Below are 26,578 nucleotides of genomic sequence, written 5' to 3'. Positions count from 1 at the left end.
TCCTCCACCGCCGCGAACCCCTATGTCTCGCCCCCAAGCTTCCGCCGGCTGGCTGCCCGGCCTGGCCGTTGTCCTGATCTGGTCCACCGGCTTCATCGTCGGCAAGGCCATCGCGCCGCTCGCCGACACCAGCCTGTTCCTGCTCGCGCGCTTTGCACTGGCCGCGCTGATGTTCTGCATCGCCGCGCGGGCCGCGCGCGCCGCCTGGCCGGCGTGGCGCGACGTCCGGCGCCACCTGCTGGCCGGGGCGCTGATGCAGGGTCTCTACCTGTGCGCCGCCTTCGGCGCGGTCGCGCACGGCTTGCCGCCGGCCGTGATGGCGTTGCTGGGTGCCTTGCAGCCCTTGCTGACGGCATTGCTTGCCATACCCCTGCTGAAGGAGCTACCTTCCAGGCGCACCTGGCAAGGCCTGGCGACCGGCGCGGCCGGCGTGGCGCTGGTCGTGGTGCCGGTCCTGCAGGCCGGCGCCGGCCGGTCCGCACCGGTCGTATCGCCCTGGGTCTTGCTGGCCGGGCTGCTTGCCATTGTCTCGATCACCATGGGAACCCTGCTGCAGAAAATGTCGATTGCCGCCTCGGATCTGCGCACCAGCTCTGCATGGCAGAACGTCGGCGCCATGCTGGTGGCCGGCCTGGCCGTGTGGCTGTCGCCGGCGCCGCACTGGCAGTCCGGGCCGGTCCTGTGGGCCGCGCTCGGCTGGGCGGCGCTGGGGATCTCCGGCGCCGGCACCTGGCTGCTGCTCGGCATCGTGCGTCGCGGTCAGGCTGCTGGCGCCGCGGCGCTGATGTTCCTGGCGCCGCCAGTGGCCGCGGTGCAGGCGTGGCTGCTGTTCGGCGACCGCCTGGGTCCGCTGCAGTGGCTGGGCATGGCCATCGCGGGCGCGGGGGTCTGGCTGTGCCAGACGCGGGAAAGGCCACGGCATGCCGCCGCCCGCTGAACTGGCGCACGCGGGCGCCGCGAACCCGCTGGTGGAGCCACGCCGCTACCACCCATGGCCGGCGGGGCATGCGCACGATCATCACCAGTTGCTGTTCGGCCTGGACGGGGCCACCGAGCTTGAGATCGATGGCCATCTGTACCGGGTCGACCGCCACCACGGGCTGATCGTGCCGGCCGCCAGCCACCACGAGTTCCTTGGGCTGGCCGGCAACCTGCAGGTGGTTGCGGATTTTCCCGGCGCGTCGGTCGCACTCCCCGCGCGCTTGATGGAACGGCCGCGCGCCTTCGTGCTGGATGGCGTCCTCGGCACACGCGTGCGCGCGCTGGCGGCGTTGCGCCCCGCAGGCACCGCCGCGACACACCTGAACTGGACCGTGGCCGCGACGCTGGCCAGCGACCTTGCCGACACCCTCGGCGCCTCGGATGGCCATGGCACCAAGACCGTGTTCCCGGTCATGGCCATCGACGCCTATCTGCGCGCGAACCTGTCGTCGGCCCTGCATGCGGGCCACCTGGCCGAGCGCTTCGGCTGGAGCGTGCGCCGCTTCCACACCCTGTTCGCCGAGGCGTTCGGCGACACGCCCCACCGCTACCAGACGCGCTTGCGGCTGGACCGCGCGGTGCAACTGCTGGCCGGCACCGGTCAGCCGCTCGCGGAGGTGGCGCTGGCGTCGGGCTATCCCGACCAGACTACCTTCACGCGCAGCTTCACGCGCCGCTTCGGCCAGCCGCCGGGGGCATGGCGCGCATCGGCGAGCGGCGTCAGTCCTCCGATGCCAGCGCCCGGTTGATGCGCAGCGCGAGCAGCGTGCAGACCGCACCGGACAACAGATAGGCACTGACCGCGATCAGACCGAACTTGGCCGACAGCCCCAGCGCCACCAGCGGGGCGAAGGCCGCGCCGAACAGCCACGCAAAGTCCGTGGTCAGCGCGGCTCCGGTATAGCGGTAGCGGCGCTCGAAATTGGACGTAACCGCGCCCGCCGCCTGGCCGTATGACAGGCCAAGTAAGCCAAAACCGATCAGGATGAACAAATCCTGTTCAATCGGTCCGCCGCCCATCAACAGCGGCGCGAACAGCGCAAACACGCCGATCAGCAACGCCATGGACCCGAGCGTGGTGCGCCGCCCGATACGGTCCGCAATGCGTCCCGAGGCAATGGTGCCCAGGATGCCGATAAACGCCCCGGCCACCTGCACGCTCAGCACATCGGTGATCGGCTGGCTTTGGTGCAGTTCCACCCATGACAGCGGGAACACCGTGACCAGGTGGAACAGCGCAAAGCTGGCCAGCGCGGCGAAGGCGCCCAGGAAGATGTTGTAGTCCTGCTTGCTGATGAGCTCGATGGTGCTGATGGGCTCCAGTTCGTCCTCGTCCAGCAGCTGGGTGTACTCATGCGTCACCACCAGGCGCAGCCGCGCGAACAGCGCCACCACGTTGATGGCAAACGCCACGTAGAACGGATAGCGCCAGCCCCATTCCAGGAACTCGCCGCGCTCCAGGCTCAGGTTCAGGAACAGGAACAGCGAGCCCGCGACGATGAAGCCCGTGGGCGCGCCGAGCTGCCCCATCATCGCGTACCAGCCACGCCGCGCGGGCGGCGCGTTCAGGGCGAGCAGCGACGGCAAGCCGTCCCACGAACCGCCGAAGGCGATGCCCTGCAGCGAACGGAACACGGCCAGCAGCACGATGGCGGTATGGCCGAGCGACGCGTAGCCGGGCAGGAAGGCGATGCCCACCGTGGCCGTGCCGAGCAGGAACAGCGCGGCCGTCAGCTTGATGCCGCGCCCCCAGCGCCGCTGGATGCGCATGAACAGCGCCGTGCCGAACGGCCGTGCGACAAAGGCCAGCGCGAAGATGGAGAACGAGTAGAGCAGGCCGTCGAGCCGGTCCGCGAACGGAAAGTAGACCGTCGGGAAGACCAGTACCGATGCGATGCCGTAGACGAAGAAGTCGAAGTACTCGGACGCCCTGCCGATGACGACGCCGGTGGCGATTTCAGCCGGAGCGACGTGCGCGGCCCCGGGCGAGGGAGGTGCAGTAGGAGACGCACGATGCTGATGGGTCATGCTGGCCATCCGTATACCTCCACAGAGAGTAACGAGGCTAGTCAGGAATTTGCCCCCTGGCGATTAGCCCCTGAGCGCCTAAACTGCCATAGTTGCTCAGAACAGTCTAAGTCACGTACGCTTCTGCGTACAGGATGGCAACAGAGGACCCAAGCCTATGCGATCCGACCGTTCGACTAAGGCAGTACCGCGCGCAGCACGCTGGATCCTGCTCGCCCCGGCAGCGGCTGCCCTGTGTGGATGCAGTACGGTTCTGATGTCGCCGAACGGTGACCTCGCGATCCAGCAGCGCAACCTGATCCTGGTCTCGACCGGGCTGATGCTGCTGATCATCGTGCCGGTGATCGTGCTGACGCTGCTGTTCGCCTGGCGTTACCGGGCCTCCAATACCAGCGCGACCTACAATCCCGACTGGGACCACTCCACGGTGCTGGAGCTGCTGATCTGGTCGGCACCGCTGCTGATCATCATCGCGCTGGGCGCGGTCACCTGGGTCAGTACCCACAAGCTCGATCCGTACCGGCCACTCCAGCGGCTCGACGCCCAACGGCCCGTGCCCACCGATGTGCAACCGCTGACGGTCGAGGTGGTTGCTCTCGACTGGAAGTGGCTTTTCCTGTACCCCGAGCAGGGCATTGCCAGCGTCAATGAGGTCGCCGCGCCGGTGGACCGGCCCATCCGCTTCCGCATCACGTCGACGAGCGTGATGAACTCCTTCTTTATCCCGTCACTGGCCGGGCAGGTTTATGCGATGCCTGGCATGGAAACCAAGCTGCATGCGGTGATGAACCAGCCCGGCGACTATGAAGGCTTCTCCGCCAACTACAGCGGCGCGGGTTTCTCGCATATGCGCTTCCGCTTCCACGGCATGAGCCACGATGACTTCGAGCGCTGGGTCCAGCGCGTGAAGACCAGCGGCACGCCGCTGTCGCGCGACAGCTACCTGAAGCTGGAACAGCCCAGCGAGCGCGATCCCGTACGCCACTACGCCAGCGTCGCGCCCGACCTGTTCGATGCCATCCTGAACCGCTGCGTGCGCGCCGGGCAAATCTGCCAGAAAGACATGATGGCCATGGACGCACGCCGCCAGCAAGGCGGTGCGCTGGGCGCCGTCTGCACGGCGAGCAACACGCCGAAGGCGCCGTTCGACCCGGCCACGCCGTACGGCGAACGCAGCGCGGTATCGCTGCAGTAGCACAGCCGGGACGCCATCGCCCCGAAACGACTCACCCTCACCCTCACTCTGGCCCTGGAGCACAACATGCAGGAGCGATCCGAACTCGCCACGCTTATCTTCGGCCGCCTGAGCTGGGAGGCCATACCGCTGCACGAGCCGATCCTGCTGGGCACTTTCGTCGTCGTGGTCCTCGGCGGCCTGGCGCTGGTGGGCGCGGTGAGCTACTACCGCCTGTGGGGCTATCTGTGGCGCGAGTGGTTCACCAGCATCGACCACAAGAAGATCGGCATCATGTACGTGATCCTGGGGATCATCATGCTGCTGCGCGGCTTTGCCGATGCCGTGATGATGCGCATGCAGCAGTCCGTCGCGTTCGGCGACAACCCTGGCTTCCTGCCGCCGCATCACTACGACCAGATCTTCACCGCGCACGGCGTGATCATGATCTTCTTCGTGGCGATGCCGCTCGTGACCGGGCTCATGAACTTCGTGGTGCCGTTGCAGATCGGCGCGCGCGACGTCGCCTTTCCGTTCCTCAACAACTTCAGCTTCTGGATGACCACCGGCGGCGCGGTGCTGGTGATGATGTCGCTGTTCGTCGGCGAGTTCGCGCGCACCGGCTGGCTGGCCTATCCGCCGCTGTCCGGCATCGTCCACAGTCCTGACGTGGGGGTGGACTACTACATATGGTCCTTGCAGGTGGCGGGGGTGGGGACGGTGCTATCGGGCATCAACCTGCTGGTGACCATCGTCAAGATGCGCGCGCCGGGCATGACGCTGATGCGCATGCCGGTCTTCACCTGGACCGCGCTGTGCGCCAACGTGCTGATCATCGCCGCGTTCCCGGTGCTGACCGCGGCGCTGACCATGCTGGCGCTGGACCGCTACCTGGGCATGAATTTTTTCACGGCAGACCAGGGCGGCAGCGCCATGATGTACGTGAACCTGATCTGGATCTGGGGCCACCCGGAGGTCTACATCCTGATCCTGCCCGCGTTCGGCGTGTTTTCCGAGGTGGTGGCCACATTCTGCCGCAAGCGCTTGTTCGGCTATGCGTCGATGGTCTATGCCACGGTGGTCATCACGGTACTGTCCTACCTGGTGTGGCTGCACCATTTCTTCACGATGGGATCGGGGGCGAGCGTCAATTCGTTCTTCGGCATCACCACCATGATCATCTCGATCCCGACCGGGGCCAAGCTGTTCAACTGGCTGTTCACCATGTACCACGGGCGCACCCGCTTCGAGGTGCCGATGCTGTGGACGGTCGGCTTCATGGTCACGTTCGTGATCGGCGGCATGACCGGCGTGCTGCTGGCCGTGCCGCCCGCCGATTTCTCGCTGCACAACAGCCTGTTCCTGATCGCCCACTTCCACAACGTGATCATCGGGGGCGTGCTGTTCGGGCTGATGGCCGGCATCACGTACTGGTTTCCCAAGGCCTTCGGCTACCAGCTGGAGCCGTTCTGGGGCAAGTGCTCGTTCTGGTTCTGGCTGGTTGGTTTCTACTTCGCCTTTATGCCGCTGTACATGCTCGGCATGATGGGCGTGACCCGCCGCATGAGCCATTTCGAAGACCCCGCGCTGCGGATCTGGTTCCTGCTCGCGGCATTCGGCGCCTTGCTGATCGCGCTGGGCATCGGCTGCTTCCTGATCCAGCTGGTGGTGAGCTTCATGCGGCGCGAGGCGCTGCGCGACGTGACCGGCGACCCCTGGGATGGCCGCACGCTCGAATGGTCGACGTCGTCGCCGCCGCCGGCGTACAACTTTGCGTTCACGCCGATCGTCCATGACACCGACGCCTGGTGGCAGATGAAGTCGCACGGATTCCAGCGGCCCTTGCAGGGTTTCATACCGATCCACATGCCGAAGAACACGGGCGCGGGCATCATTCTGGCGGGGCTCAGCACGGTGTGCGGCTTTGCGCTGATCTGGCATATCTGGTGGCTGGTGGTGGTGTCGTTCGCGGCCCTCATCGTCAGTGCGATCGTGCATACCTTCAACTACAAGCGCGACTACTACATCCCGGCCGACACGGTCGGCAACACGGAGGCAGCGCGCTCGGCGCTGATGGCCCACCATGCCTGATACCACGGCCCCGTTCCCCGCCGGCCGCGCGCAGGCCGCGCCCGCCGCCACGCCGCACGCCGTACCGTCCGGCCACGGCGCCGAGGAAGGCGAACTGCGCTTCTACATGACCAGCGAGTACCACGCGCCCAACGGCACGCTGCTCGGGTTCTGGGTCTACCTGATGAGCGACTGCCTCATCTTCGCCTGCCTGTTCGCGGCCTATGGCGTGCTCGGACGCAACTATGCGGGCGGACCGACCGGTGCCGAGCTGTTCGAACTGCCGCTGGTGGCGCTGAACACCTCGTTCCTGCTGCTGTCGTCGATCACCTATGGCTTTGCCATGCTCCAGATGCAGCAGGGCCGCGTCGGCGGCACGCAAGGATGGCTCGCCATTACCGGCGTACTCGGCGCCTCGTTCCTTGCCGTGGAAATCTACGAGTTCGTCCACCTGATCGGCGAAGGCGCGGGCCCGTGGCGCAGCGGCTTCCTGACGTCGTTCTTCTCGCTGGTCAGCACGCACGGGCTGCACGTGACCTTCGGCACCATCTGGCTTATCACGCTGATGGTGCAGGTGGGCCGGCACGGTTTGATTCCGGAGAACCGCCGGCGGCTGATGTGCCTGTCGATGTTCTGGCACTTCCTGGACGTAGTCTGGATCGGCGTCTTCACCTTCGTTTACCTGATGGGAGTGCTGCCATGAGCGCACCGGACCACACGCTCGCCCATGGTCACGAGAGCCATGACGGCCACGACGGGCATGGCCACGACGAAAGCCATATTCATATCTCGATGAGCGGCTATGTGACCGGCTTCGTGCTGTCGGTGATCCTGACCGCGATTCCGTTCTGGCTTGTCATGGGCAAGGTGTTCGAGAAATCCACCACCACCGCGCTCGTGCTGCTCGCGCTGGGCGCCGTGCAGATCGTCGTGCACATGATCTATTTCCTGCACATGAACGCCAAGTCGGAAGGCGGCTGGAACATGCTGGCGCTGATGTTCACGCTGGTGCTGGTGGTGATCACGCTGAGCGGCACTTTGTGGGTGATGTACCACCTGAATTCGAACATGATGCCGGGGATGGTGGATGTGAAGCAGTTGCCTTGACCGGCCGGGGTGTCTTTCGCCGAATTGCGGGACTTCGTGCTTGGCAGGCAGGGCTGTTTCGCCGGCGGTAGCCGGTGGGGAGTCTGTGGTTATGACTTGGGGTCGCTGCTCTTGGCAGGCGCTGCTGTTTCGCCGGCGATAGCCGGTGGGGAGTCCGTGGTTATGACCGGGGTCGCTGCTCTTGGCAGGCGCTGCTGTTTCGCCGGCGATAGCCGGTGGGGAGTCCGTGGTTATGACTGGGGTCGCTGCTCTTGGCAAGCGCGGCTGTTTCGCCGGCGTAGCCGGCGAGTCACTTTTGTCTCGCGACAAAAGTAACCAAAAACGCGTTTTCGTGGTCGACGAACGGCCCGTGGTGGTAAAGACGGTACAGGGCATAGCCACACTGCCTGCCGCGTAGATGATCAGGATAGACACGTCAGATGAGCGAACCCGGATTACTTGGTGGCTCCTGCTAACCGCGCCATCGGTAGGACGCCTACGGCTGCGCTGCGCGCACTCAGTGAAAACCGAGGGAAGAGAAGGGAAGAGAAGGGAAGAGACAGAAGCACCAGCCTCTGCGCCGTTGATGTCGTTCCGCCTGCCGACTACTGAGCCGCGCAGCAGCCGAAGGCGATGATGCGATAACGGTGGCAGTGTCGGGCCACGGACAGTTTCGGGGCTGGTTCAATCATTGCCGGAGAGCCTGCATACGGACGCGCTCCACGCGGCAGGCAGCCGGGCAGACTCTGAAGCGAATACCCGTACAACACCCTCGGCACGCTACGATCAATATTCGTCCGCTAGGACAAGTCAACGCGTTTTTTGGTTACTTTTTGTCGCTCGGACAAAAAGTGACTCGCCGGCTACGCCGGCGAAACAGCAGCGCCTGCCAAGAGCGATAACCCAATCATTGCGAGAGACGCCCCGCCGGCTACGCCGGCGAAACAGCCGCGCCTGCCAAGAACGATGCCCTGCAATTCGGCGACAACCCCCAAAAGCCGGCATCATCAACTTCGTCGTGCCGACCGCGGCACCGTCTTCGTGCAACAGCGGCATCTTCAGTACCGGCCGCATGCTCTACAACCTGAAGGTGTGGGTGACGTCGATCTGCGGGCGGTGCGCCTGCGGCCGCCCGCCGCTACAATGGCCCCCGGGCAATCCACTGCCAGGGGGCCAGATGTCCGAACTCTACGCCGCACCACCGCGCCACGACGGGGTCGCTGATCCAGACGCCGGCCACACCGACGTCATCGCCAATTCAGCCGAAGATGCCGTAGCGCGCGCCGCCGCCGTGGCCGGCACAATCGCGCGCACGGCGGTCGAGCAGGCGGACCACGCGATGCGCCACTGGACCGACCCGGCGCCGGGCCCGGTGCGCATCGGCTCCGCACAGCACCTGCGCATGTTCTCCAACATGCTGCTGCAGACCCACAACCCCTACAAGCCGGCCGTGATCGAATGGCCGACGCTCTCGCCTGATGCGCTGCAGCGCGTCACCTCCCTGCCGATCTGGGACATTGCCGTGCAGACCGAGGGCCGCGCCTCGATCCGCGTGAAGACCTTTGCCGAAACCGTTGCCGACCCGCTGCTGCGCAGCGCGCTGGACATGGACGGCGCCGAGGAAGCGCGTCACAAGATCGTGCTCTCGAAGATGGTGGAGGCCTACGGCATTCCGCTCGCACCCGAGCCGGACTATCCGCCCCCGGACGACCCGGAGTGGGGATGGCTGGTGACCGGCTACAGCGAATGCATCGACAGCTTCTTCGCCTTCGGCCTCTTCGCCATGGCGCGGCGCTCCGGCTATTTCCCGGCGGAGCTCGTGGAGACCTTCGAGCCAGTGATCCAGGAAGAGGGCCGGCATATCCTCTTCTTCGTCAACTGGGCGGCCTGGTATCGCAGCAACCTGCCCTGGTGGCGCAGGCCGCTGTTCGCGCTGAAGGTGGCGCGGGTGTGGGCCTTCCTGGTCTGGGAGCGCATCGGCATCGCGCGCGGCATCGACGCCGATGGCGCGGCCCAGGACGCCAACTTCACGATGAACGGCTCGGAAGCGCTTGGCGATTCGCTGTCTCCAGGCGCAATGATCGATTTGTGCCTGGCCGAGAACGAGCGCCGCATGGCGGGCTACGATGCCCGGCTGCTGCGGCCCGAAACCGTGCCGCGCCTGGCAAGGCTGGCGCGCCGCTTCCTCAAATGACCTTGACCGCCGCGTTTGCGCTGTCCCTGCTGTCGCTGGCTATCTGGTGCGTGCTGCTGTTCGGCCGCGCGGGTTTCTGGCGCGTGCGCAAGCCTGCGCCGGCTCCCGCCCCGGATGCGTGGCCCGAAGTCGTGGCCATTGTCCCGGCGCGCAACGAGGCTGACGTCATCGGCCGATGCGTGGCCGGCGTGCTCGGCCAGCAGTACCCGGGAACGCTGTCGCTGGTCGTGGTCGATGACCACAGCCACGACGGCACGGCGGAAATCGCGGCCAGCGCGGCAGCCGGGACGCCGCGGCCCGGCGCCCTGACCGTTGTCCCCGCCCGGGACCTGCCGGCCGGATGGAGCGGCAAGGTATGGGCCCAGTCGGAAGGACTCGCTGCCGCCGCCCGCGTGACGCCGGGGGCCGCCTATGTCTGGCTGACCGATGCCGATATCTGGCACGGCCCAGGCGTGCTGGCCGGCCTGGTTGCCCGCGCCGTGCACGAGCGCCGCGATCTCGTGTCGCTCATGGTGCGCCTGCGCTGCGCCTCGGCGTGGGAACGGCTCATCGTGCCGGCTTTTGTTTTCTTCTTTGCCAAACTCTATCCGTTCGAGCGCGTCCGGAGCCCGCGCAGCGCGGTAGCGGCCGCAGCGGGCGGCTGCATGCTGGCAAGCCGCGCGGCCCTAGGCCGCATCGGCGGATTCGCCGCCATTCGCGGCGAGTTGATCGATGATTGCAGCCTGGCCGCGAAGATCAAGCCGGGCGGCCCGATCAGCCTGGATCTCGCCGATGACAGCGTGTCGCTGCGGCCCTATGACGACTGGCGCAGCCTGTGGGACATGATCGCCCGCAGTGCCTATACGCAGCTGCGCTATTCGCCGCTGCTGCTGGCCGGCACGGCGCTGGCGATGACCGCGACCTATCTGGCGCCGCCGCTGCTGGCGCTGGCGGGAGGCCCCCGGCTATGGCCTGCCTGGCTCACCTGGGCGGCGATGTCGCTGGCCTACCTGCCCATGCTGCGCGAATACCGCCAGCCTGCCTGGCTTGCGCCGCTGTTGCCGTTGACGGCGCTGTTCTACCTTGGCGCCACGCTGGATTCGGCGCGGCGCTACTGGCTGCGCCGCGGCGGGCAATGGAAGGGCCGCAGCCAGGCGCCGGTGCGGTCCTGAGGCTTCAGCCCAGGTATCCCGCCTCGCGGAACCAGGCCAGCGCGTCGCGCAGTCCCTCCAGATAGGGACGCGGCTGGTAACCCAGTTCGCGCCGGGCCTTGTCGCAACGGAAGAACATCTTGTACTTCGACATGGTGAGCCCGTCCACGGTGATAAACGGCTCCTTGCGTGTCACGCGCGCCACGGCCTCGGCCGCGTGGGCGAGCGGATACAGCGGCCACCGCGGCAATTGCACGGTCGGCGGCCGACGGCCGCAAAGGCCGGCGATATCACGCAGCATCTGCTGCAACATGACGTCATCCCCGCCCAGGATATAGCGTTCGCCGGTCCGCCCGTGCTCCAGCGCCTGGAAATGGCCCGCGGCCACATCATCCACGTGGGCCAGGTTGAGCCCGGTCTCGACAAAGGCGGGGATCTTCCCGGTGGCGGCTTCGACGATGATGCGGCCGGTCGGCGTGGGACGCACGTCGCGCGGGCCGATCGGCGTGGACGGGTTGACGATCACTGCCGGCAGGCCGCGTTCGGCCACCAGGCGCTCGACCACGCGTTCGGCCAGCACCTTGCTGCGCTTGTAGGCGCCGATGGCCTCGTGCGGTGTCAGCGCAGCCGTTTCGTCGACCGGCGCGGTGGCACCGGCTACGCGCAGCGTGGCCACGCTGCTGGTATAGACCACGCGCTCCACGCCGGCCTGTTGCGCGGCCTCCATGACTGCCATGGTGCCGTCGACATTGGTCCGGACAATCTCCTCGGGGTCGGGCGCCCACAGCCGGTAATCGGCCGCCACGTGGAACAGGTAACGCACGCCCTGCATGGCAGCCGCGACGGCGGCCGGGTCGCGCATATCGCCCTGCACGACCTCGACCGGCAAATCCGCCAGGTTGGCGCGCGGACTCGACGCGCGCACCAGCGCTCGCACGCGCCAGCCACGTGCCAGTGCCTGCCGCAGTACCGCGGATCCGAGAAAACCCGATGCACCCGTCACCAGAACGTAATCGTTTACTGTCATAAACCGGTTTCACGAAGAGATGGAAACGCCGCAACATGCAAAGGGCCGTCAGACATTTCCGGCGCGTCCGGTATATAGTAACCATCATGTGTCGGAAATGTGATTTCTGTACACCTTCCCAATCACTGAAACCCATTGAAGGGTCCAGGGGGCCTACCGTATGCAGGTGATTCTTGCTCAACCCCGAGGCTTCTGTGCCGGTGTCGTGCGCGCGATCGAGATCGTCGACCGCGCGCTCGTCAAGCATGGGGCGCCGGTCTTCGTGCGACACGAGATCGTGCACAACAAGCATGTTGTGGAGGGATTGAAGAACAAGGGCGCGCGCTTTGTCGAAGAACTCGACGAGGTCCCCGCGGGCGCCGTGACCATCTTCAGCGCACACGGCGTTTCACGCGCCGTGGTGGCCGATGCCGGACAGCGGCAGTTGCATGCCATCGACGCGACCTGCCCGCTGGTGATCAAGGTGCATAACCAGGGCCGGCAGTACGCGGCCAGTGGCCGCACCGTCATACTGATCGGCCATGCCGGCCACCCGGAGGTTGAAGGCACCATGGGCCAGATCCCCGGCAAGGTGATCCTGATCCAGAACGAGGCCGAGGTCGCCGGGCTCGACCTGCCCGCCGACACCCCGGTGGCCTATGTCACCCAGACCACGCTCAGCGTGGACGACACCCGCAATATCATTGCCGCGCTGGCCCGCCGCTTCAGCGACCTGGTCGGCCCCGACACCCGCGACATCTGCTACGCCACGCAAAACCGGCAAAGCGCCGTGCGCGACCTGTGCAAGCTGGCCGATGTCATCCTGGTCATTGGCGCTACCAACAGCTCCAATTCCAACCGGCTGCGCGAGATTGGCACCGAAAGCGGCGTGCCGAGCTACCTGATCGCGGATGGCAGCGAACTCGACCCGGCGTGGGTCGCGGGCGCCAATATCGTCGGCATTACCGCCGGCGCCTCCGCGCCGGAAGAAATGGTCGAGGACGTGATTGCCGCGCTGCGCCGCCTGGGCCCCGTGGAAGTCTCGACCATGGCAGGCCGCGAAGAGCACGCCGAGTTTCGCCTGCCCGCCGAGCTGGTCGACGTCCGCCCCGCAGCGGCCGCACCGCAGCCCGTCGAGAAGGTCCCCGGCTGAACCCACAAGAGAAGGAAGTCCCCTTGCCTATTCCGTTCCTGCAGGTCGCCCGCGTGGGCGCCTACATCGTCGGCAAGCATCTGGCGCGCCAGAAGCGCTATCCGCTCGCGCTTATGCTGGAGCCGCTGTTCCGCTGCAACCTTGCCTGCAACGGCTGCGGCAAGATCGACTACCCGGACCCGATCCTGAACCAGCGCCTGTCCATCGAGGAGTGCCTGGGCGCGGTCGACGAATGCGGCGCCCCGGTGGTGTCGATTGCCGGTGGCGAGCCGCTGCTGCACAAGGACATGCCCGAGATCGTGCGCGGCATTGTCGCGCGGCGCAAGTTTGTCTACCTGTGCACCAATGCCCTGCTGATGGAGAAGAAGCTGGACCAGTACGAGCCCAGCCCCTACTTCGTCTGGTCGGTCCACCTGGATGGCGACCGCGAGGCGCACGACCACTCGGTCAGCCAGGAAGGCGTCTATGACCGCGCCGTGGAAGCCATCCGTGCCGCCAAGGCGCGCGGCTTCCGCGTCAATATCAACTGCACGCTGTTCAACGATGCCAAGCCCGAGCGCGTGGCCGCCTTCTTCGACACGGTCAAGGCGATGGGCGTGGACGGCATCACGGTCTCGCCGGGCTACGCCTACGAGCGCGCCCCGGACCAGCAGCATTTCCTGAACCGCGGCAAGACCAAGCAGCTGTTCCGCGACATCCTGCGCCGCGGCCGCGGCAAGAAATGGTCGTTCAGCCAGTCGACCATGTTCCTCGACTTCCTGGCCGGCAACCAGACCTACCACTGCACGCCCTGGGGCAACCCCGCGCGCACGGTGTTCGGCTGGCAGCGGCCCTGCTATCTCGTCGGCGAAGGCTATGTGCAGACCTTCAAGGAATTGATGGACGAGACCGACTGGGACGCCTACGGCACCGGCAACTACGAGAAGTGCGCCGACTGCATGGTCCATAGCGGCTACGAGGCCACCGCCGTGGCCGACACGTTCGCGCATCCGCTCAAGGCGCTCGGCGTGAGCCTGCGCGGCGTGAAGACCGATGGGGCGATGGCCCCGGACATCCCGCTCGACAACCAGCGTCCCGCCGACTACGTGTTCTCGCGCCACGTCGAGATCAAGCTGGCCGAGATCGGCCGGGCCCAGCCGCGCAAGGAACGGCCCGCCAGGGCGGAGACCACGGCGACCCACTGAGTGCCGATGCCCGCGGAAGCTGCGGCCATGGCCGCGACCCTGCTTGGCAGCGCGCTGACCTGCGTGTCGGCGGGCTATGCCGTGACCGCCGCCGTGCTGACGCGGCGCGCGCGCACGCGCGCCGCGTCACTCGCACAATCCGGCGAACTCCGCGCCAGCGTGCTGAAACCGCTATGCGGGGCAGAACCGCGCCTGTACGACAATCTCGCCACGTTGTGCCGGCAATCGGTCACGGGCCAGCAACTGGTATGCGGCGTGCGTGACCCGGACGATCCCGCCATCGCCGTGGTGCGGCGCCTGCAGCAGGACTTCCCCGAGACCGACATCACGCTGGTCATCAACCCGCGCGTGCATGGCACCAACCTCAAGGTCAGCAACCTGATCAACCTGGCCGAGCAGGCGCGCCATGACTTGCTGGTCGTGGCCGACAGCGACATCGCCGTGCCGCCCGACTACCTGGCACGCGTCGCCGCGCCGCTGGCAGACCCCGGCGTCGGCATCGTCACCTGCCTGTACCGCGGGCGCCCCGTCGACGCCTTCTGGCCAAAGCTCGGCGCGCAGTTCATCGACGACTGGTTCGCGCCGTCGGTGCGCATCGCGCATGCCGGGGGATCGCGCCGCTTCGCTTTCGGCGCGACCATCGCGCTGCGACGCGACACCCTGACGCGGATCGGCGGCTTCGCCTCGCTGTCCGACCGGCTCGCCGATGATTTCTGGCTGGGCGAACTGACCCGGCAGGCAGGGCTGCGTACGGTGCTGTCCGACGTGGTGGTCACGACCGATGTGACCGAGACAAGGCTGGCCGAACTCTGGACGCATGAACTGCGCTGGCTGCGCACCATCCGCTCGCTGAATCCGGCGGGCTTTGCCTTTACCTTCATCACCTTTACGTGGCCGATGCTGGCGTTGGGCGTGGCGTTGTCGCCTGCTGCATGGATTGGCGCCATTGCTGTAGCCGGCGCGCTGGCGCGCAGCGCACTGGCAGGCACCGCGGCCGCGGCATTGCGCGCACCAGTGCGGGACATGCTTTTGCTTGTCGGCTGGGCCGCTGCGCTGGGTGGCCAGCGGGTCAGATGGCGGCAGCAAGTCCTCTCCGTGCAGGATCCTGGCATGACCCGGTGACACATGATGACCAAGACAAGACAACGCTGCGGCGCTTTGCCCGATGTAGCAAGCATGGCTACGATCGTAGCCATGCTTGCTACATGCACGCCAGGCCGACAAGCCGCAGCTGACCTGACAACATCGAAGCCGACACTATGAAAAAAACCCTGTTCCTCCAGGCCCCTTCCTTCGATGGCTTTGACGGCGGCGCCGGTTCGCGCTACCAGGCCAAGCGCGAGATCAAATCGTTCTGGTATCCGACCTGGCTCGCACAGCCCGCCGCGCTGGTGCCGGGCAGCCGCGTGCTGGACGCGCCCGCCGACGACCTGACCCCGCAGCAGACGCTGGACATCGCCGTCGAGTACGACCTGGTCATCCTCCACACCAGCACGCCGTCGTTCCCGACTGACGCCAAGTTCGCCGAGGAGCTCAAGCAGCGCAAGCCCGGCGTGATGATCGGCATGGTCGGCGCCAAGCCCGCGGTCGACCCGGGCGGCACGCTGGGCGCCAGCGACGCGATCGACTTTGTCTGCCGCGAGGAATTCGATTACACCTGCCAGGACGTGGCCGCCGGCAAGCCGCTCAAGGACATCCTCGGGCTGTCGTACCGGCTGCCCGATGGCTCGCTCGAGCACAACGGCCAGCGCCCGATGATCGAGAACATGGACGAGCTGCCCTTCGTGGCGCCCGTCTACCAGCGCGACCTGAAGATCGAGAACTACTTCATCGGCTACCTGAAGCATCCCTATGTGTCGATCTACACGGGGCGCGGCTGCCGTTCGCGCTGCACGTTCTGCCTGTGGCCGCAGACCGTGGGCGGGCACCGCTACCGCACGCGCTCGGCCGAGAGCGTGATTGCCGAGGTGAAATGGATCAAGGAGAACATGCCCGAGGTGAAGGAGATCATGTTCGACGACGACACCTTCACCGACTTCAAGCCGCGCGTGGAGGAAATCGCGCGCGGGCTCGGCAAGCTCGGCGTGACCTGGTCGTGCAATGCCAAGGCCAACGTGCCCTACAGCACGCTCAAGATCATGAAGGAGAACGGCCTGCGCCTGCTGCTGGTTGGCTATGAGTCGGGCGACGACCAGATCCTGCTGAACATCAAGAAGGGCCTGCGCACGGATATCGCGCGCCGCTTCACCGAGGACTGCCGCAAGCTTGGCATCCAGATCCACGGCACCTTCATCCTGGGCCTGCCCGGCGAAACGCAGGAAACCATCGAGAAGACCATCGCCTACGCCAAGGAGATCAACCCGCACACCATCCAGGTGTCGCTGGCGGCGCCCTACCCCGGTACCACGCTGTACCAGCAGGCGGTCGACAATGGCTGGCTCGAAGAGAACAAGGTCATCAACCTCGTCAACGACAAGGGCGTGCAGCTCGCGGCGATCAGCTACCCGCACCTGTCCAAGGAAGAGATCTACGGCGGCGTGGAGCGTTTCTACAAGCAGTTCTACTTCCGCCCCGGCAAGATCTGGGCGATCGTGCGCGAGATGCTTGGCAGCTGGGACATGATGAAGCGGCGGCTGCGCGAAGGCGTGGAGTTCTTCCGCTTCCTGCGTTCGCGCGAGGCCTGATCCTGCTGTCTCATCGCACTGCCACCGCGCGTCCCGCGCGCGGCCTGATCATCACCGCGGACGACTTCGGCCTGCATACCGCCGTCAACGAGGCGGTGGAACTCGCGCATCGCGACGGCGTGCTCAACGCGGCCAGCCTGATGGTATCCGCCCCCGAAGCCGCCGACGCCGTGGCGCGCGCGCGGCGCCTGCCTTCGCTGCGCGTGGGCCTGCATGTGGTGCTGGCCGATGGCCCGGCGATGCTGCCGCGCGCGGCCATTCCCGATCTCGTCGATGCGCGCGGCCGCTTCGGCTCGGCCATGGCGCGCGACGGCTGCCGCTTCTTTTTCCTGCCGCATGTACGCCGCCAGCTCGCCGCGGAAATCCGCGCGCAGTTCGAGGCGTTTGCCGCCACCGGGCTGCCGCTCGATCACGTCAATACGCACAAGCATTTCCATTTGCACCCGACCGTGCTGTCGCTGATCCTGTCGATCGGCCGTGAATTCAGCCTGCGCGCCGTGCGGCTGCCGCTGGAAGCCGATGCGCCGCTGCTGTTGCGCCCGTGGCTGGCCCTGCTGCGCCGGCGGCTGCGGCGCGCGGGCATCGCGCACAACGACTACGTGCTCGGCATCGCGCGCAGCGGTGCCATGGATGAGGCCGTGCTGCTCGCCGCGCTCGCCAGGCTGCCTGACGGCATCGGCGAAATCTACCTGCATCCGGCGGTCACGTCGGGCGCGGCCATCGCGCCGACCATGGCGGGCTACCGCCACGCCGACGAACTGGCGGCGCTGCTGTCGCCGCGCGTGCGCGCGGCCCTCGATGCGGCCGGCGTGCGGCGCGGCGGCTTTGCCGACGTGCTGGCCGCGGCCCGATGACTCTCGCATGAAACGCATCGCCTACCTGACCGGCCTGCTGGGCCTGCTCGCCCTCACCGCCCTGGTGATACACGAAGGTCTCGGCGATATCGCCACCGTGATGGCGCAGGGCGGCTGGCTGCTCCTGCTGCTGGTGCCGCTGCACGCGCTGCCGCTGCTGCTCGATGCGCAGGGCTGGCGCGTGCTGCTGACCTCGGCCGATCCCGAAGAGAAGGCGGGTCTTGGCTTCCTGCTGTGGGTGGCCAGCGTGCGCGAAGCGGTGAGCCGCCTGCTGCCGACCATGAGCATCGGCGGCGAGCTGGTCGGCGTGCGGTTGAGCCGGCTGCGCATCCACGACACCACGGCCGTCACGGCCACGATCGTCGTCGAGGTCATGGTCACGCTGTTCGCGCAGTACCTGTTCTCGGCGCTGGGCGTGCTGATGCTCATCGCCGCGCTGCATGACAGCGGCCAGGCCTGGATCATCCTGGCCGGGCTGCTGCTGTCACTGCCCGTGCCGGTGGTATTCGCGCTGTCGCTGCGCCATGTGGCGCTGTTCGAGAAGCTGGAGGGCGCGGCGCGCAAGCTGTTCGGCCAGGATCACCGCATTGTCGCCATGATCGACGGTGCGCGGCTCGATGCCCATATCCGCGCGCTCAACCGGCGCTGGCGCGAACTGCTGGCGGCACTGGCCTGGCAATTCGCGGGGCTGGTCAGCGGCACGCTCGAAATCTGGTTCGCGTTGATGCTGCTGGGGCACCCTGTCCCGTTCTGGCAAGCCTTCGCGATCGAGTCGCTCACGCAGGCCGTGCGCCACGTGGCGTTCTTCGTGCCGGCCGGGCTGGGCGTGCAGGAGGCCGTGGTGATGCTGCTGGGCCAGGCGCTCGGCATGGACGCCCATGTGTCGCTGGCGCTGGCGCTGGTCAAGCGCGCGCGGGAGATCCTGTACGGCGTGCCCGCGCTGCTGTCATGGCAGTGGGTAGAGCTGCGCCGCTGGCACCGTGAGGCGGCCAACGGCAGCGCACAGTAAGCGTGGCGCGTCCGGTCTAGGCGGCCTGCCGCGCGTTATGGTCGACCAGGTACTTCACCAGCCCGTCGACACCGCCGCGCGCGACGATATCGGCAAACTGCTTGCGGTACACCTCGATCAGCCACGCGCCCATCATGTTGATGTCGTAGATCTTCCAGCCGCCTGACGTGCGCTGCAGCCGGTAGTCGATCTGCATCTCATCACCGTTGTTGAGCACGCGCGATTCCACCACGACGTCGCCCGATCCGCCGCCGGGCTGCGCCGGCTTGAAGCGGAACTTGACGTTCTGCTCGCGCAGCTGTGCAAGCGACACCGCATAGCTGCGCACCAGCAGCGTCGTGAATTGCTCGTTGAGCTGCTTCTGCTGTTCCGGCGTGGCATTGCGCCATGCGCTGCCGACCGCAAGCCGCGTAGTGCGGCCGAAATCCGTATAGGGCAGGAATTGCTTCTGGACCACTGCGGTGATCTTCGCCAGGTCGCCGCTGCGGGTCTCGGGGTTGGTCTGGATGGTCGTGATCACGCCTTCCACTGCCGCCTGCACCAGGCGCTCCGGTGCGGCCTTGAGATCGCCGGGCTGCACGGTCTGCGCCTGCGCCGTGGCCACCATGGCGACCGCCGCAACCGGCGCAAAGGAAATCAAGCCGAATCTGTTCATGCCGAAGTGTGCTGCAAGATGCGTTTGAAAAAGGCTCCGGACGCCGCGCCGCATCGCATCCGGGATGCCGGGCCAGTATAGCGGAACGAGGATGCCTACCTTGGCTGCGCCGCATGCGCCACGCGCGCCCGGGCTGATCGCGTGCCAGCCGGTATACTCGCGGCTCAAGCCCTGTCCCGAGCACGCCATGCTGACCTCGCTGCTGACCCGCCTCGTCAGGCTCGCCACGATCCGCGCCTGGCTGGTGATCGTGGCGAGCCTGCTGCTCACCGCTGCCAGCGGCTTCTATGTGGCGCGGCACTTCGCCATCAACACGGACATCGGCCGCCTGCTGGAATCCGACGCCCCCTGGGCCCGGCGCGATGCGGCCATCGGCGAAGCGTTTCCCCAGCGCGGACAGATGATCCTGGCCGTGGTGCAGGCGCCCGCGTCGGAACTGGCCGATGCCGCCGCCAACGAACTCGCCGATGCACTGCGGCGCCATCCGGAGCACTTCCGCTCCGTCAGCCAGCCCGGCGCGGGCGAGTTCTTTGCGCGCAACGGCCTGCTGTTCGCGCGCACGGCCGAAGTCGAACAGGTCACGCAGCAACTCGTCCAGGCGCGCCCGCTGCTGAACCAGCTCGCGCACGACCCGACGCTGCGCGGACTGTCCGACACGCTTGCCGCCACGCTGGGCCTGCCGCTGACGATGGGCCAGATCAAGCTGTCCGATATGGACACGTTGCTGGGCGCGGGCGCGGGCGCGCTGGAGCAGGTACTGGCGGGCAAGCCGGCCGCGATGTCGTGGGCCGCCCTGCTCGACGACAGCCTCAAGCCGGACAAGGAGGGACGCGTCTTCAGCTTTGTCTCGGTCAGCCCCGTGCTCGACTACAGCGACTTGCAGGCCGGCGCGGCCGCTGCCGATGCCATCCGCGCCGCGGCAGCCGAACTGAAACTGGCGCAGCGCTACCAGGCCAGCATGCGCCTGACCGGCCCGCAGCCGCTCGCCGACGACGAGTTCGCCTCGGTCAGCGACGGCGCCGCGCTCAATGGCTTGCTGACGGTGCTGGTGGTGGTGCTGATTCTCTGGATGGCGTTGCGCTCCGTCCGGCTGATCCTGGCGGTGCTGGCCAGCCTGTTCACGGGCTTGCTGATGACCGCCGCACTGGGCCTGGCCATGGTGGGCGCGCTCAACATGATCTCGGTCGCCTTCGCGGTGCTGTTCGTCGGCCTTGGCGTGGACTTCGGCATCCAGTTCGGCGTGCGCTATCGCGCCGAACGCCATGATCGCGACCATATTGCGGAGGCGCTGGAACATGCCGCACAGGCAACCGCGCTGCCGCTCACGCTGGCCGCCGCGGCCACGGCGGCGGCGTTCTTCTGTTTCCTGCCCACCGACTTTCGCGGCGTCGCGGAACTGGGGCAGATCGCCGGCGTCGGCATGATGGTCGCGTTCCTGACGACATTCACGATGCTGCCTGCCCTCATCCAGGTCCTGAAGCCGCGCGGCGAAGCCGAGGCGCCGGGCTTTGGCTGGCTGGCCCCGGCCGATGCGTTCTTCGAGCGCCATCGCAAGCCGGTGCTCCTGTTCACGTGCGCCGCCATCCTGCTGGGATCGCCGCTGCTGCTGCGCCTGCGCTTCGACTTCGACCCGCTGCACCTGAAGGACCCGCACTCGGAATCGATGGCGACGCTGCTGGCACTCAAGGATGCGCCGGAAGCAGGCACCGACGATGTCACGGTGCTGGCCCCCTCGCTCGATGCCGCCCGCGAGATCGCAGCCAGGGTCTCGCCGCTGCCCGAAGTGGCGCGCGTCGTCACGCTGCAGACCTTCGTTCCCGACGACCAGCCTGCCAAGCTTGCGGCCATCGGCACGGCGCGCACCGCATTGATGCCCGTGCTCACGCAGCAGACCGCCACGCCGGCCAGCGACATGGCACGCGTCAATGCGCTGCGCAATGCGTCGCGCCAGCTCGCCATCGCGGCGGACGAACATCCCGAAGCCGGCGCCGCGCAGGCAACCCGCCTGTCCAAGGCGCTGAAGCGGCTCGCGGACGCCGATGCCGCCACGCGCGACCGCGCCGAGCAGGCCATTGCCCTGCCGCTGCGCCTGGCCCTGGGCCGCCTGCGCCTGATGCTCGATCCGCTGCCCGTCTCGCAGCAAACCCTGCCGAAGGAGATCGCGCGCGAGTGGCTGACCCCGGATGGGCGCGCGCTGGTCAGCATCACCCCGCGACTGCCGCAGCAGGACGGCATCGAACGCGAAGCCGCGCTCAACCGATTCATCGACGCGGTGCTCCACGTCGAGCCGAACGCAACCGGCGGGCCGATCGCCATCCGCGGCTCCGCCGATACGATCATGGGCGCCTTCGCGCAGGCCGGCGGCTGGGCCGTGCTGTCCATCACGATCCTGCTGTGGATTGCGCTGCGCCGGATTGGCGATGTGCTGCGCACGCTCATCCCGCTGCTGGTGTCGGCCATCGTCACGCTGGAACTGTGCGCGGCGTTCGGCATTGCGCTGAACTTCGCCAACGTGATCGCGCTGCCGTTGCTGCTCGGCATTGGCGTCGCCTTCAAGATCTACTACGTGATTGCATGGCGCCATGGCAAGACCAAGCTGCTGCAGTCCAGCCTCACGCACGCCGTGCTCTACAGCGCCGCCACCACCGCCACGGCGTTCGGCAGCTTGTGGCTGTCGCAGCATCCCGGCACCGCGAGCATGGGCAAGCTGCTGGCGCTGGCGCTCATGTGCACGCTGGCGGGCGCCGTGTTCTTCCAGCCGATCCTGATGGGCCGCCCGCGCGAACGCGCGCACCGGCCCCACGCAACACCCGTTGAATAACCACAACTAATCGATCGCGACCGCGACTCATCCGCAGTTCCATGCCGCTCCCCTCAATGACGCGCCAGCCCGTACGGCTGGCATGCATCGCTCTCGTTCCGCTGCTTGCGGCCGGTTGCGCCACCGGCCCGCAGGCAAACCCCGATGACCCGCTCGAACCGATGAACCGCGTGGTCTTCAAGGTCAACGACAAGCTCGACCAATACGTCGCCACGCCGGTGGCCAAGGGCTACCGCGCGGTCACGCCGCAACCGGTGCGCACCGCGGTGACCAACTTCTATTCGAATATCGCGGACGTGGGCAACTTCGCCAACAACCTGCTGCAGGGCAAGGGCGTGGATGCGGCCGAGAGCCTGATGCGGGTGGCGATCAACTCCGTGCTGGGGATTGGCGGGCTGATCGACATTGCCACGCCGGCCGGCCTGCAGAAGCATTCGCAGGACTTCGGGCTGACGCTGGGCACGTGGGGCGTACCGCCAGGGCCTTACCTGGTGCTGCCGTTTTTCGGCCCGAGCTCGTTCCGGGATGGCGTGGGCCTGTATGTGAATTTCCAGCTCGACCCAACCACCTACCTGGATCCGGCCTGGCGCAATTCGCTGTTTGCCATGAACGTGGTGGACGTGCGCACCAACCTGCTCGGCGCAACGGACCTGCTCTCGCTGGCGGCGCTGGACAAGTACGCATTTGTCCGCGATGCCTACGTGCAGCGCCGGCGCTACCTGCTGGATGGCGGCGGCGGCAAGCTGCCCGACTACGGTGACGACGAGGAGGCGGAAGGCGCGGCCATGCCGACGCCCGCCTCGTCGCCGGCACCGGCATCCGCGCCGGGCGTCGAGCCCGCAGCGCCCGCTTCCGGGACACCGGGGCAATAGCGCCCAGGCGCCGGGAAACTCAGCCGCCGATGCCCAGCAGCACCACCTCGAACGTGAGCGTGGCATTCGGCGGAATCGTGCCCGGCACGCCGCGCGCACCGTAGGCGGTTGCCGCCGGGCAGGTCAGCCTGGCCTTGCCGCCGACCTGCATGGTCTGCACGCCTTCGGTCCAGCACGGGATCACGCGGTTCAGCGGGAACGAGATCGGCTGGCCGCGCTTGTACGAGCTGTCGAATTCGGTGCCGTCGGCCAGCGTGCCGCGGTAATGCACCTGGACGGTGTCGGTGGCCTTGGGCGACGGGCCGGTGCCCTTGACCAGGTGCTGGATGGTCATGCCCGAGGGCAGCGTCTGCGGCGCTGCGGCGGCGGCCGGTGCCGAGGCGCCCGGTGCGGCCGCCACGGCGGCGCAGGCAAAAGTCATGGCACTGAGAAGCAGAGCGATTCGTTTCATGGGAAATCCGGTGCAGCGGCGTTGTGGAATGGAATGAGCGGGCAGTGTAACCCGCCCGGCGGGGACCAGACGCGCCGATTCACGGAAACGAAACACCCGCCTTGGGGCGGGTGTTTGCGGGAACGGATCTGAGGACGCGCGCTAACCCGCCATGGCGGGCATGGTGGTAATCATCTGCGCGAAGTCGTCGTGACGGCGGTCCATCGACGAAAAATTGTCGGACCGGGGCGATTCGTCAATCTTCCGACTGACGAGCGGAGGGCGATGTGACCCGTGCAGGCGTAGGGCGGGCCGTCCCGGAGACTCAGGTAAGTACGTTGAAGACGAAGCCCAGCGCAATGGCCGCGCCGATCGTTTCCACTGCTGCCAGCGCGAGCAGGTTCTTCACAATGAACGCATCTTCCTGCTTGGTCACCATGGTGTAGTCTCCGTAGGAATTCATGTCCGACTGGAAAGCGATGAGCAACCCTTGCAACGTGCAGCCCGATCTTCCATCCAGCCACGTCTTGTGCGCGTTTCCAGTAGACTCCAACGCCAGCGCCTGCGAAAGCTGGCACAAACCCGAATATTGCGACGGCGCGAACCGGCACACAGTATGGTGTTGCCGCATGACGCCAGGCTTCAGGAAAATGCCGGAACGACCGAAGTTGTATGAGGCAGGCGCAGGCTTGTGTTGATCCCTTTCCGATTGTTGACCGGCATGGAACCCCAGGAACCCCTCTCGTTCGAATTCGTTTCCGTCGAGGAAGCGAAAAAGATTCTGGACGGCGCGCCGCCCGAGCACGCAGCGCCGGACTGGCCCAGCCTGCGCAGGCCCGCGCCGCCCGACACGCTGGCCCTGACGCCCGCGGCAGTACGCTGGCTGGCCTCGCTGCCGCCAGAAGCCCGGCCCTTGGAGCTGTGCCGCCGTTTTCCGCGTATCGGCAACCAGCTCGCTGCGTTGTGGAGCCATCCCGATGGCATCCTGGCGTACCTCGAAGACCTGCTCATCGACAAGCGCGGCGGGCGCCAGGGCTTTCCCGACGGCATTGCGCTGGAGCTCTCGCGGCTGCAGGAACACCTGCGGCCACCGCAGGCGTAGCGCGAATATTGGTCTTCGCGGCGTACCGCTTGCATTCCCCGAATCCTCTGGTACAATGCGCAGCTCACTTGCCCAGGTGGCGGAATTGGTAGACGCACTAGGTTCAGGTCCTAGCGGTGGCAACACTGTGGAGGTTCGAGTCCTCTCCTGGGCACCAAGATTTGGAAAAGGCTTGCTTCGGCAAGCCTTTTTTCATTGGTGCGCGCGATGTCAGCAGTGGACCAGCACGTTGACGAGCTTGCCAAGCGGATCGCGCACGTAGAAGCGCCGCACGCCCCACGGTTCCAGCGCGGGGCCGTACTCCACCGCAATGCCGGCAGCCCGCACGCGCTCGAGCGCCGCGTCAAGGTCATCGACCTCGATCGACAGGTCCGGCACCGGCGTTCCCGAGCCACCTTCCGAAGCCACGCTGATTTGCACCGACATGGACTCGTGCGAGCCATAGGTGGCAAGCCATCCGTGATCCATCAGCAGTTCCAGGCCCAGAACATCCCGATAGAACGCACGAGCCGTATCGAGATCCGGCGCAAAAAGGTTCGCGACAATGCGTTTGACTTTCATGGCACTCCGGCGGCAAGCTGAACGGCAGCCCGCATCAGGAAAGTGCCGATGATGACACGGAACGGCACGCCCGGATGACCGGGCCGCTTCAGCGCGCCTTTTCGTCAGGCGGGCGCACCTGGTCGATCCTTGCACCGCCCGTCCCCTTGCGCGGGCTGCCATGAAGGCCGGAGGTCGAAGTCTTGCCGGCGGACTCGGCGTCCGGACGCGCGGCAGGCTTTCCGGGCAAACCCGCGCCGGTCGCAGGGGGCTGCGGCGTGTCGTTCAGGCCCTTGCCCAACGCGCCGGGATTGTCAGCCCCCTTGCGCGTGGCCGCGGGCGCGCTGCCCGGCGCCATGGGCCCGATGATCCTGCTGTCCTTCGGGCCGTAGTCGGCACGGTTCGACGTGTCCTGGGCCAGGCCCGTCACGCTGCAGCACAGAGTCATCGCGGCGATCGCGGCGGATGCCGCACAACGCATGTCACGCATGGCCGCTACCCGCGATGATGGGCCACGGCTTCGGAAACCTGCGCAGGGTCCTCGTAGCGCTTTTCGGGAATGCCTTCCAGCGCATCGACGATCGCGTCGTCGGCGCCGCTGTCACGCGCGGCCGAAACCAGCGCGCCGCGCGTGGCCGGATAATCGACGCCCTTCAGCGCTTTCTGCAGCGCGATCGGGTTCGGCTGGTTGCGAGCGGAGTCACCCTTGCTGCCCTTGTCACCCTTGCCGCCCTTGTCTTTGTCGCGTTCCATACCATAGCCTCCATCGGTTCTCCTGCACGGCAAGACGTTCCGCGCAGGCTGCATGCGTGGCCTTGAGGGACGCAAAGCCCATGCCGGAATCGAAGCACGTCTGTCGCGATGGACGACAAGAGCGATCACGCGACGCAGCCGATCCGAGACCGCGCCGCGTGGAAAGAAATTGCATCGGGGAGGTGCGCGGATTGCAAAACCCGCGCAGCGCTCACGACCAGCCGTCGCGAATGCGCATGATGGTCTGGCGCGACACGCGCAGTGTCCGCGCCAGCTCGCTGATCGACGTGCCGACACGAATGGCGGCGCGGATTTCTTCGTGCATGTCGGGTTCCAGCAAGGGCTTGCGGCCCAGTTTCGCGCCGCGATCGGCGGCCTCCTGCGCGCTCAGCTTCATGCGCGCACTGCGCCCCTGGCGCTCCAGCCGTTCAATGGCCTGCAGGGTGCGCATGGTCACGGAGCCGGGTGCGGTCAGGTCGTCATCGCCGACTTCGACGCAACACACACGCACCCCCAGCGCGCGGCAGTGCTGCGCCGTGGCAATGACGTCACGCAGGTTGCAACCAAGGCTGGCAAGCGTAGCGGTGAGGATCGTGTCCCCCGCGCGCAGGCGCCGCAGCATCTGCTGGAACGCCGGACGCTGCAGGGCCGGCCCCGTTCCCGACGTGCGCTCCCACCAGGCGTTGCCGATGTTCACGACGTAACCCGCAGCGTCCAGCGCCATGCATTCGCTTTCAAACTCGCTGAGGCTTCCTGCCTGATTCGTATAGAGATACATGGACGGCATTCGATCTCCTTGCCGTTTGCCGGCGGCCTGACACCCTTACGGTGTCCGGAATCGTAGCATTCATA

26 protein-coding genes and 1 tRNA gene are annotated in these 26,578 nt (G+C 66.8%); 18 read left to right on the top strand and 9 right to left on the bottom strand.

Annotated elements, in window-relative coordinates:
- Positions 1 to 22: 22 nt before the first annotated feature.
- Positions 23 to 937 (top strand): DMT family transporter, encoded by a 915-nt coding sequence (locus ACIGJC_RS17760; protein WP_483713369.1) that lies wholly within the window; start codon positions 23 to 25, stop codon positions 935 to 937.
- Positions 921 to 1,730: a helix-turn-helix transcriptional regulator gene (locus ACIGJC_RS17755; RefSeq protein WP_483713367.1), complete on the top strand. Its 810-nt coding sequence runs from the start codon at positions 921 to 923 to the stop codon at positions 1,728 to 1,730. The genes ACIGJC_RS17760 and ACIGJC_RS17755 overlap by 17 nt, the downstream gene beginning before the upstream one ends.
- Here ACIGJC_RS17755 and ACIGJC_RS17750 read toward each other — a convergent pair.
- Positions 1,702 to 3,018, bottom strand: coding sequence for an MFS transporter (locus ACIGJC_RS17750; protein WP_483713366.1), 1,317 nt, complete (start codon positions 3,016 to 3,018; stop codon positions 1,702 to 1,704). The genes ACIGJC_RS17755 and ACIGJC_RS17750 overlap by 29 nt on opposite strands.
- A 148-nt stretch (positions 3,019 to 3,166) precedes the next feature.
- Here ACIGJC_RS17750 and cyoA point away from each other — a divergent pair, with 148 nt between their 5' ends.
- From cyoA to ACIGJC_RS17720, 6 genes are all read left to right on the top strand, one after another.
- Positions 3,167 to 4,204 carry a ubiquinol oxidase subunit II gene (gene cyoA / locus ACIGJC_RS17745; RefSeq protein ID WP_483713364.1) on the top strand — a complete coding sequence of 346 codons (1,038 nt, stop codon included), beginning with the start codon at positions 3,167 to 3,169 and terminating at the stop codon, positions 4,202 to 4,204.
- A gap of 66 nt (positions 4,205 to 4,270) precedes the next feature.
- The gene (gene cyoB / locus ACIGJC_RS17740; protein ID WP_483713363.1) at positions 4,271 to 6,274 is read left to right on the top strand and encodes a cytochrome o ubiquinol oxidase subunit I; all 2,004 of its coding nucleotides are present in this window, start codon (positions 4,271 to 4,273) and stop codon (positions 6,272 to 6,274) included.
- Entirely contained in the window at positions 6,267 to 6,956 is a 690-nt protein-coding gene (cyoC, locus tag ACIGJC_RS17735; RefSeq protein WP_483713362.1) for a cytochrome o ubiquinol oxidase subunit III, read from the top strand. The genes cyoB and cyoC overlap by 8 nt, the downstream gene beginning before the upstream one ends.
- Complete coding sequence (gene cyoD / locus ACIGJC_RS17730) at positions 6,953 to 7,360, top strand: cytochrome o ubiquinol oxidase subunit IV (RefSeq protein ID WP_483713360.1); 408 nt, start codon at positions 6,953 to 6,955, stop codon at positions 7,358 to 7,360. The genes cyoC and cyoD overlap by 4 nt, the downstream gene beginning before the upstream one ends.
- A 1,318-nt stretch (positions 7,361 to 8,678) precedes the next feature.
- Positions 8,679 to 9,533 (top strand): ferritin-like domain-containing protein, encoded by an 855-nt coding sequence (locus tag ACIGJC_RS17725; protein WP_483714453.1) that lies wholly within the window; start codon positions 8,679 to 8,681, stop codon positions 9,531 to 9,533.
- Positions 9,530 to 10,684: a glycosyltransferase gene (locus ACIGJC_RS17720; protein WP_483713359.1), complete on the top strand. Its 1,155-nt coding sequence runs from the start codon at positions 9,530 to 9,532 to the stop codon at positions 10,682 to 10,684. The genes ACIGJC_RS17725 and ACIGJC_RS17720 overlap by 4 nt, the downstream gene beginning before the upstream one ends.
- A gap of 4 nt (positions 10,685 to 10,688) precedes the next feature.
- Here ACIGJC_RS17720 and hpnA read toward each other — a convergent pair whose 3' ends face one another.
- Positions 10,689 to 11,690, bottom strand: coding sequence for a hopanoid-associated sugar epimerase (gene hpnA / locus ACIGJC_RS17715; protein ID WP_483713357.1), 1,002 nt, complete (start codon positions 11,688 to 11,690; stop codon positions 10,689 to 10,691).
- A 160-nt stretch (positions 11,691 to 11,850) separates the two neighbouring features.
- On the opposite strand from hpnA, the gene ispH reads away from it, so the two are divergent.
- From ispH to ACIGJC_RS17685, 6 genes are all read left to right on the top strand, one after another.
- A complete protein-coding gene (ispH, locus tag ACIGJC_RS17710; protein ID WP_483713356.1) occupies positions 11,851 to 12,822 on the top strand; it encodes a 4-hydroxy-3-methylbut-2-enyl diphosphate reductase in 972 nt (323 codons plus the stop codon).
- 23 nt (positions 12,823 to 12,845) lie between these two features.
- The gene (gene hpnH / locus ACIGJC_RS17705) at positions 12,846 to 14,006 is read left to right on the top strand and encodes an adenosyl-hopene transferase HpnH (protein ID WP_483713355.1); all 1,161 of its coding nucleotides are present in this window, start codon (positions 12,846 to 12,848) and stop codon (positions 14,004 to 14,006) included.
- A 27-nt stretch (positions 14,007 to 14,033) separates the two neighbouring features.
- On the top strand, positions 14,034 to 15,128 hold the full coding sequence (hpnI, locus tag ACIGJC_RS17700) for a bacteriohopanetetrol glucosamine biosynthesis glycosyltransferase HpnI (protein WP_483713353.1): 1,095 nt from the start codon (positions 14,034 to 14,036) through the stop codon (positions 15,126 to 15,128).
- A gap of 137 nt (positions 15,129 to 15,265) precedes the next feature.
- Positions 15,266 to 16,690, top strand: a complete 1,425-nt coding sequence (hpnJ, locus tag ACIGJC_RS17695; RefSeq protein ID WP_483713352.1) for a hopanoid biosynthesis associated radical SAM protein HpnJ — start codon at positions 15,266 to 15,268, stop codon at positions 16,688 to 16,690.
- Positions 16,691 to 16,734: 44 nt separating this feature from the next.
- Positions 16,735 to 17,544, top strand: a complete 810-nt coding sequence (hpnK, locus tag ACIGJC_RS17690) for a hopanoid biosynthesis-associated protein HpnK (protein WP_483714452.1) — start codon at positions 16,735 to 16,737, stop codon at positions 17,542 to 17,544.
- Between the two features lie 7 nt (positions 17,545 to 17,551).
- Positions 17,552 to 18,553 carry a lysylphosphatidylglycerol synthase domain-containing protein gene (locus ACIGJC_RS17685; protein ID WP_483713351.1) on the top strand — a complete coding sequence of 334 codons (1,002 nt, stop codon included), beginning with the start codon at positions 17,552 to 17,554 and terminating at the stop codon, positions 18,551 to 18,553.
- A 16-nt stretch (positions 18,554 to 18,569) separates the two neighbouring features.
- Here ACIGJC_RS17685 and ACIGJC_RS17680 read toward each other — a convergent pair whose 3' ends face one another.
- The gene (locus ACIGJC_RS17680; protein ID WP_483713349.1) at positions 18,570 to 19,208 is read right to left on the bottom strand and encodes an MlaC/ttg2D family ABC transporter substrate-binding protein; all 639 of its coding nucleotides are present in this window, start codon (positions 19,206 to 19,208) and stop codon (positions 18,570 to 18,572) included.
- Positions 19,209 to 19,395: 187 nt separating this feature from the next.
- Between ACIGJC_RS17680 and hpnN the strand changes: the two genes are divergently transcribed.
- Together hpnN and ACIGJC_RS17670 are read left to right on the top strand one after the other, a co-directional pair.
- On the top strand, positions 19,396 to 22,029 hold the full coding sequence (hpnN, locus tag ACIGJC_RS17675; RefSeq protein ID WP_483714451.1) for a hopanoid transporter HpnN: 2,634 nt from the start codon (positions 19,396 to 19,398) through the stop codon (positions 22,027 to 22,029).
- 41 nt (positions 22,030 to 22,070) lie between these two features.
- A complete protein-coding gene (locus tag ACIGJC_RS17670) occupies positions 22,071 to 22,901 on the top strand; it encodes an MlaA family lipoprotein (RefSeq protein ID WP_483713348.1) in 831 nt (276 codons plus the stop codon).
- A gap of 19 nt (positions 22,902 to 22,920) precedes the next feature.
- Here the strand turns inward: ACIGJC_RS17670 and ACIGJC_RS17665 are convergent, their stop codons facing one another.
- The gene (locus ACIGJC_RS17665) at positions 22,921 to 23,352 is read right to left on the bottom strand and encodes an FKBP-type peptidyl-prolyl cis-trans isomerase (protein ID WP_483713347.1); all 432 of its coding nucleotides are present in this window, start codon (positions 23,350 to 23,352) and stop codon (positions 22,921 to 22,923) included.
- Between the two features lie 304 nt (positions 23,353 to 23,656).
- Positions 23,657 to 23,794 (bottom strand): hypothetical protein, encoded by a 138-nt coding sequence (locus tag ACIGJC_RS17660; RefSeq protein WP_483714524.1) that lies wholly within the window; start codon positions 23,792 to 23,794, stop codon positions 23,657 to 23,659.
- 258 nt (positions 23,795 to 24,052) lie between these two features.
- Here ACIGJC_RS17660 and ACIGJC_RS17655 point away from each other — a divergent pair, with 258 nt between their 5' ends.
- Entirely contained in the window at positions 24,053 to 24,433 is a 381-nt protein-coding gene (locus tag ACIGJC_RS17655; protein ID WP_483713346.1) for a hypothetical protein, read from the top strand.
- A gap of 70 nt (positions 24,434 to 24,503) precedes the next feature.
- Positions 24,504 to 24,590, top strand: a tRNA-Leu gene (locus tag ACIGJC_RS17650).
- 53 nt (positions 24,591 to 24,643) lie between these two features.
- Here ACIGJC_RS17650 and ACIGJC_RS17645 read toward each other — a convergent pair.
- From ACIGJC_RS17645 to ACIGJC_RS17630, 4 genes are all read right to left on the bottom strand, one after another.
- Positions 24,644 to 24,994 carry a VOC family protein gene (locus ACIGJC_RS17645; protein ID WP_483713345.1) on the bottom strand — a complete coding sequence of 117 codons (351 nt, stop codon included), beginning with the start codon at positions 24,992 to 24,994 and terminating at the stop codon, positions 24,644 to 24,646.
- A gap of 88 nt (positions 24,995 to 25,082) precedes the next feature.
- On the bottom strand, positions 25,083 to 25,463 hold the full coding sequence (locus ACIGJC_RS17640) for a hypothetical protein (RefSeq protein ID WP_483713344.1): 381 nt from the start codon (positions 25,461 to 25,463) through the stop codon (positions 25,083 to 25,085).
- A gap of 5 nt (positions 25,464 to 25,468) precedes the next feature.
- Positions 25,469 to 25,726 carry a DUF2795 domain-containing protein gene (locus ACIGJC_RS17635; protein WP_483713342.1) on the bottom strand — a complete coding sequence of 86 codons (258 nt, stop codon included), beginning with the start codon at positions 25,724 to 25,726 and terminating at the stop codon, positions 25,469 to 25,471.
- 211 nt (positions 25,727 to 25,937) lie between these two features.
- Positions 25,938 to 26,513 carry a recombinase family protein gene (locus ACIGJC_RS17630; RefSeq protein ID WP_483713341.1) on the bottom strand — a complete coding sequence of 192 codons (576 nt, stop codon included), beginning with the start codon at positions 26,511 to 26,513 and terminating at the stop codon, positions 25,938 to 25,940.
- Positions 26,514 to 26,578: the final 65 nt, after the last annotated feature.

The sequence above is a fragment of the Cupriavidus sp. C3SS-1 genome (assembly GCF_057073755.1).
The sequence above is the reverse complement of the archived record's forward strand: the minus strand, read 5'-3'. Positions and strand labels throughout refer to the sequence as shown.

Bases quoted from the DNA above. Each gene is read 5' to 3' on its own strand.
- ACIGJC_RS17720 (WP_483713359.1), top strand. From the start codon at position 9,530: ATGACCTTGACCGCCGCGTTTGCGCTGTCCCTGCTGTCGCTGGCTATC.
- ACIGJC_RS17635 (WP_483713342.1), bottom strand. From the start codon at position 25,726: ATGGAACGCGACAAAGACAAGGGCGGCAAGGGTGACAAGGGCAGCAAG.
- hpnN (WP_483714451.1), top strand. From the start codon at position 19,396: ATGCTGACCTCGCTGCTGACCCGCCTCGTCAGGCTCGCCACGATCCGC.
- ACIGJC_RS17655 (WP_483713346.1), top strand. From the start codon at position 24,053: ATGGAACCCCAGGAACCCCTCTCGTTCGAATTCGTTTCCGTCGAGGAA.
- ACIGJC_RS17645 (WP_483713345.1), bottom strand. From the start codon at position 24,994: ATGAAAGTCAAACGCATTGTCGCGAACCTTTTTGCGCCGGATCTCGAT.
- ACIGJC_RS17685 (WP_483713351.1), top strand. From the start codon at position 17,552: ATGAAACGCATCGCCTACCTGACCGGCCTGCTGGGCCTGCTCGCCCTC.
- ACIGJC_RS17670 (WP_483713348.1), top strand. From the start codon at position 22,071: ATGCCGCTCCCCTCAATGACGCGCCAGCCCGTACGGCTGGCATGCATC.
- ACIGJC_RS17750 (WP_483713366.1), bottom strand. From the start codon at position 3,018: ATGGCCAGCATGACCCATCAGCATCGTGCGTCTCCTACTGCACCTCCC.
- ACIGJC_RS17665 (WP_483713347.1), bottom strand. From the start codon at position 23,352: ATGAAACGAATCGCTCTGCTTCTCAGTGCCATGACTTTTGCCTGCGCC.
- cyoD (WP_483713360.1), top strand. From the start codon at position 6,953: ATGAGCGCACCGGACCACACGCTCGCCCATGGTCACGAGAGCCATGAC.
- hpnJ (WP_483713352.1), top strand. From the start codon at position 15,266: ATGAAAAAAACCCTGTTCCTCCAGGCCCCTTCCTTCGATGGCTTTGAC.
- ACIGJC_RS17680 (WP_483713349.1), bottom strand. From the start codon at position 19,208: ATGAACAGATTCGGCTTGATTTCCTTTGCGCCGGTTGCGGCGGTCGCC.
- hpnI (WP_483713353.1), top strand. From the start codon at position 14,034: ATGGCCGCGACCCTGCTTGGCAGCGCGCTGACCTGCGTGTCGGCGGGC.
- ACIGJC_RS17660 (WP_483714524.1), bottom strand. From the start codon at position 23,794: ATGAATTCCTACGGAGACTACACCATGGTGACCAAGCAGGAAGATGCG.
- cyoB (WP_483713363.1), top strand. From the start codon at position 4,271: ATGCAGGAGCGATCCGAACTCGCCACGCTTATCTTCGGCCGCCTGAGC.
- ACIGJC_RS17755 (WP_483713367.1), top strand. From the start codon at position 921: ATGCCGCCGCCCGCTGAACTGGCGCACGCGGGCGCCGCGAACCCGCTG.
- ACIGJC_RS17630 (WP_483713341.1), bottom strand. From the start codon at position 26,513: ATGCCGTCCATGTATCTCTATACGAATCAGGCAGGAAGCCTCAGCGAG.
- ACIGJC_RS17725 (WP_483714453.1), top strand. From the start codon at position 8,679: ATGCGCCACTGGACCGACCCGGCGCCGGGCCCGGTGCGCATCGGCTCC.
- ACIGJC_RS17760 (WP_483713369.1), top strand. From the start codon at position 23: ATGTCTCGCCCCCAAGCTTCCGCCGGCTGGCTGCCCGGCCTGGCCGTT.
- hpnA (WP_483713357.1), bottom strand. From the start codon at position 11,690: ATGACAGTAAACGATTACGTTCTGGTGACGGGTGCATCGGGTTTTCTC.
- ACIGJC_RS17640 (WP_483713344.1), bottom strand. From the start codon at position 25,463: ATGCGTGACATGCGTTGTGCGGCATCCGCCGCGATCGCCGCGATGACT.
- ispH (WP_483713356.1), top strand. From the start codon at position 11,851: ATGCAGGTGATTCTTGCTCAACCCCGAGGCTTCTGTGCCGGTGTCGTG.
- cyoC (WP_483713362.1), top strand. From the start codon at position 6,267: ATGCCTGATACCACGGCCCCGTTCCCCGCCGGCCGCGCGCAGGCCGCG.
- cyoA (WP_483713364.1), top strand. From the start codon at position 3,167: ATGCGATCCGACCGTTCGACTAAGGCAGTACCGCGCGCAGCACGCTGG.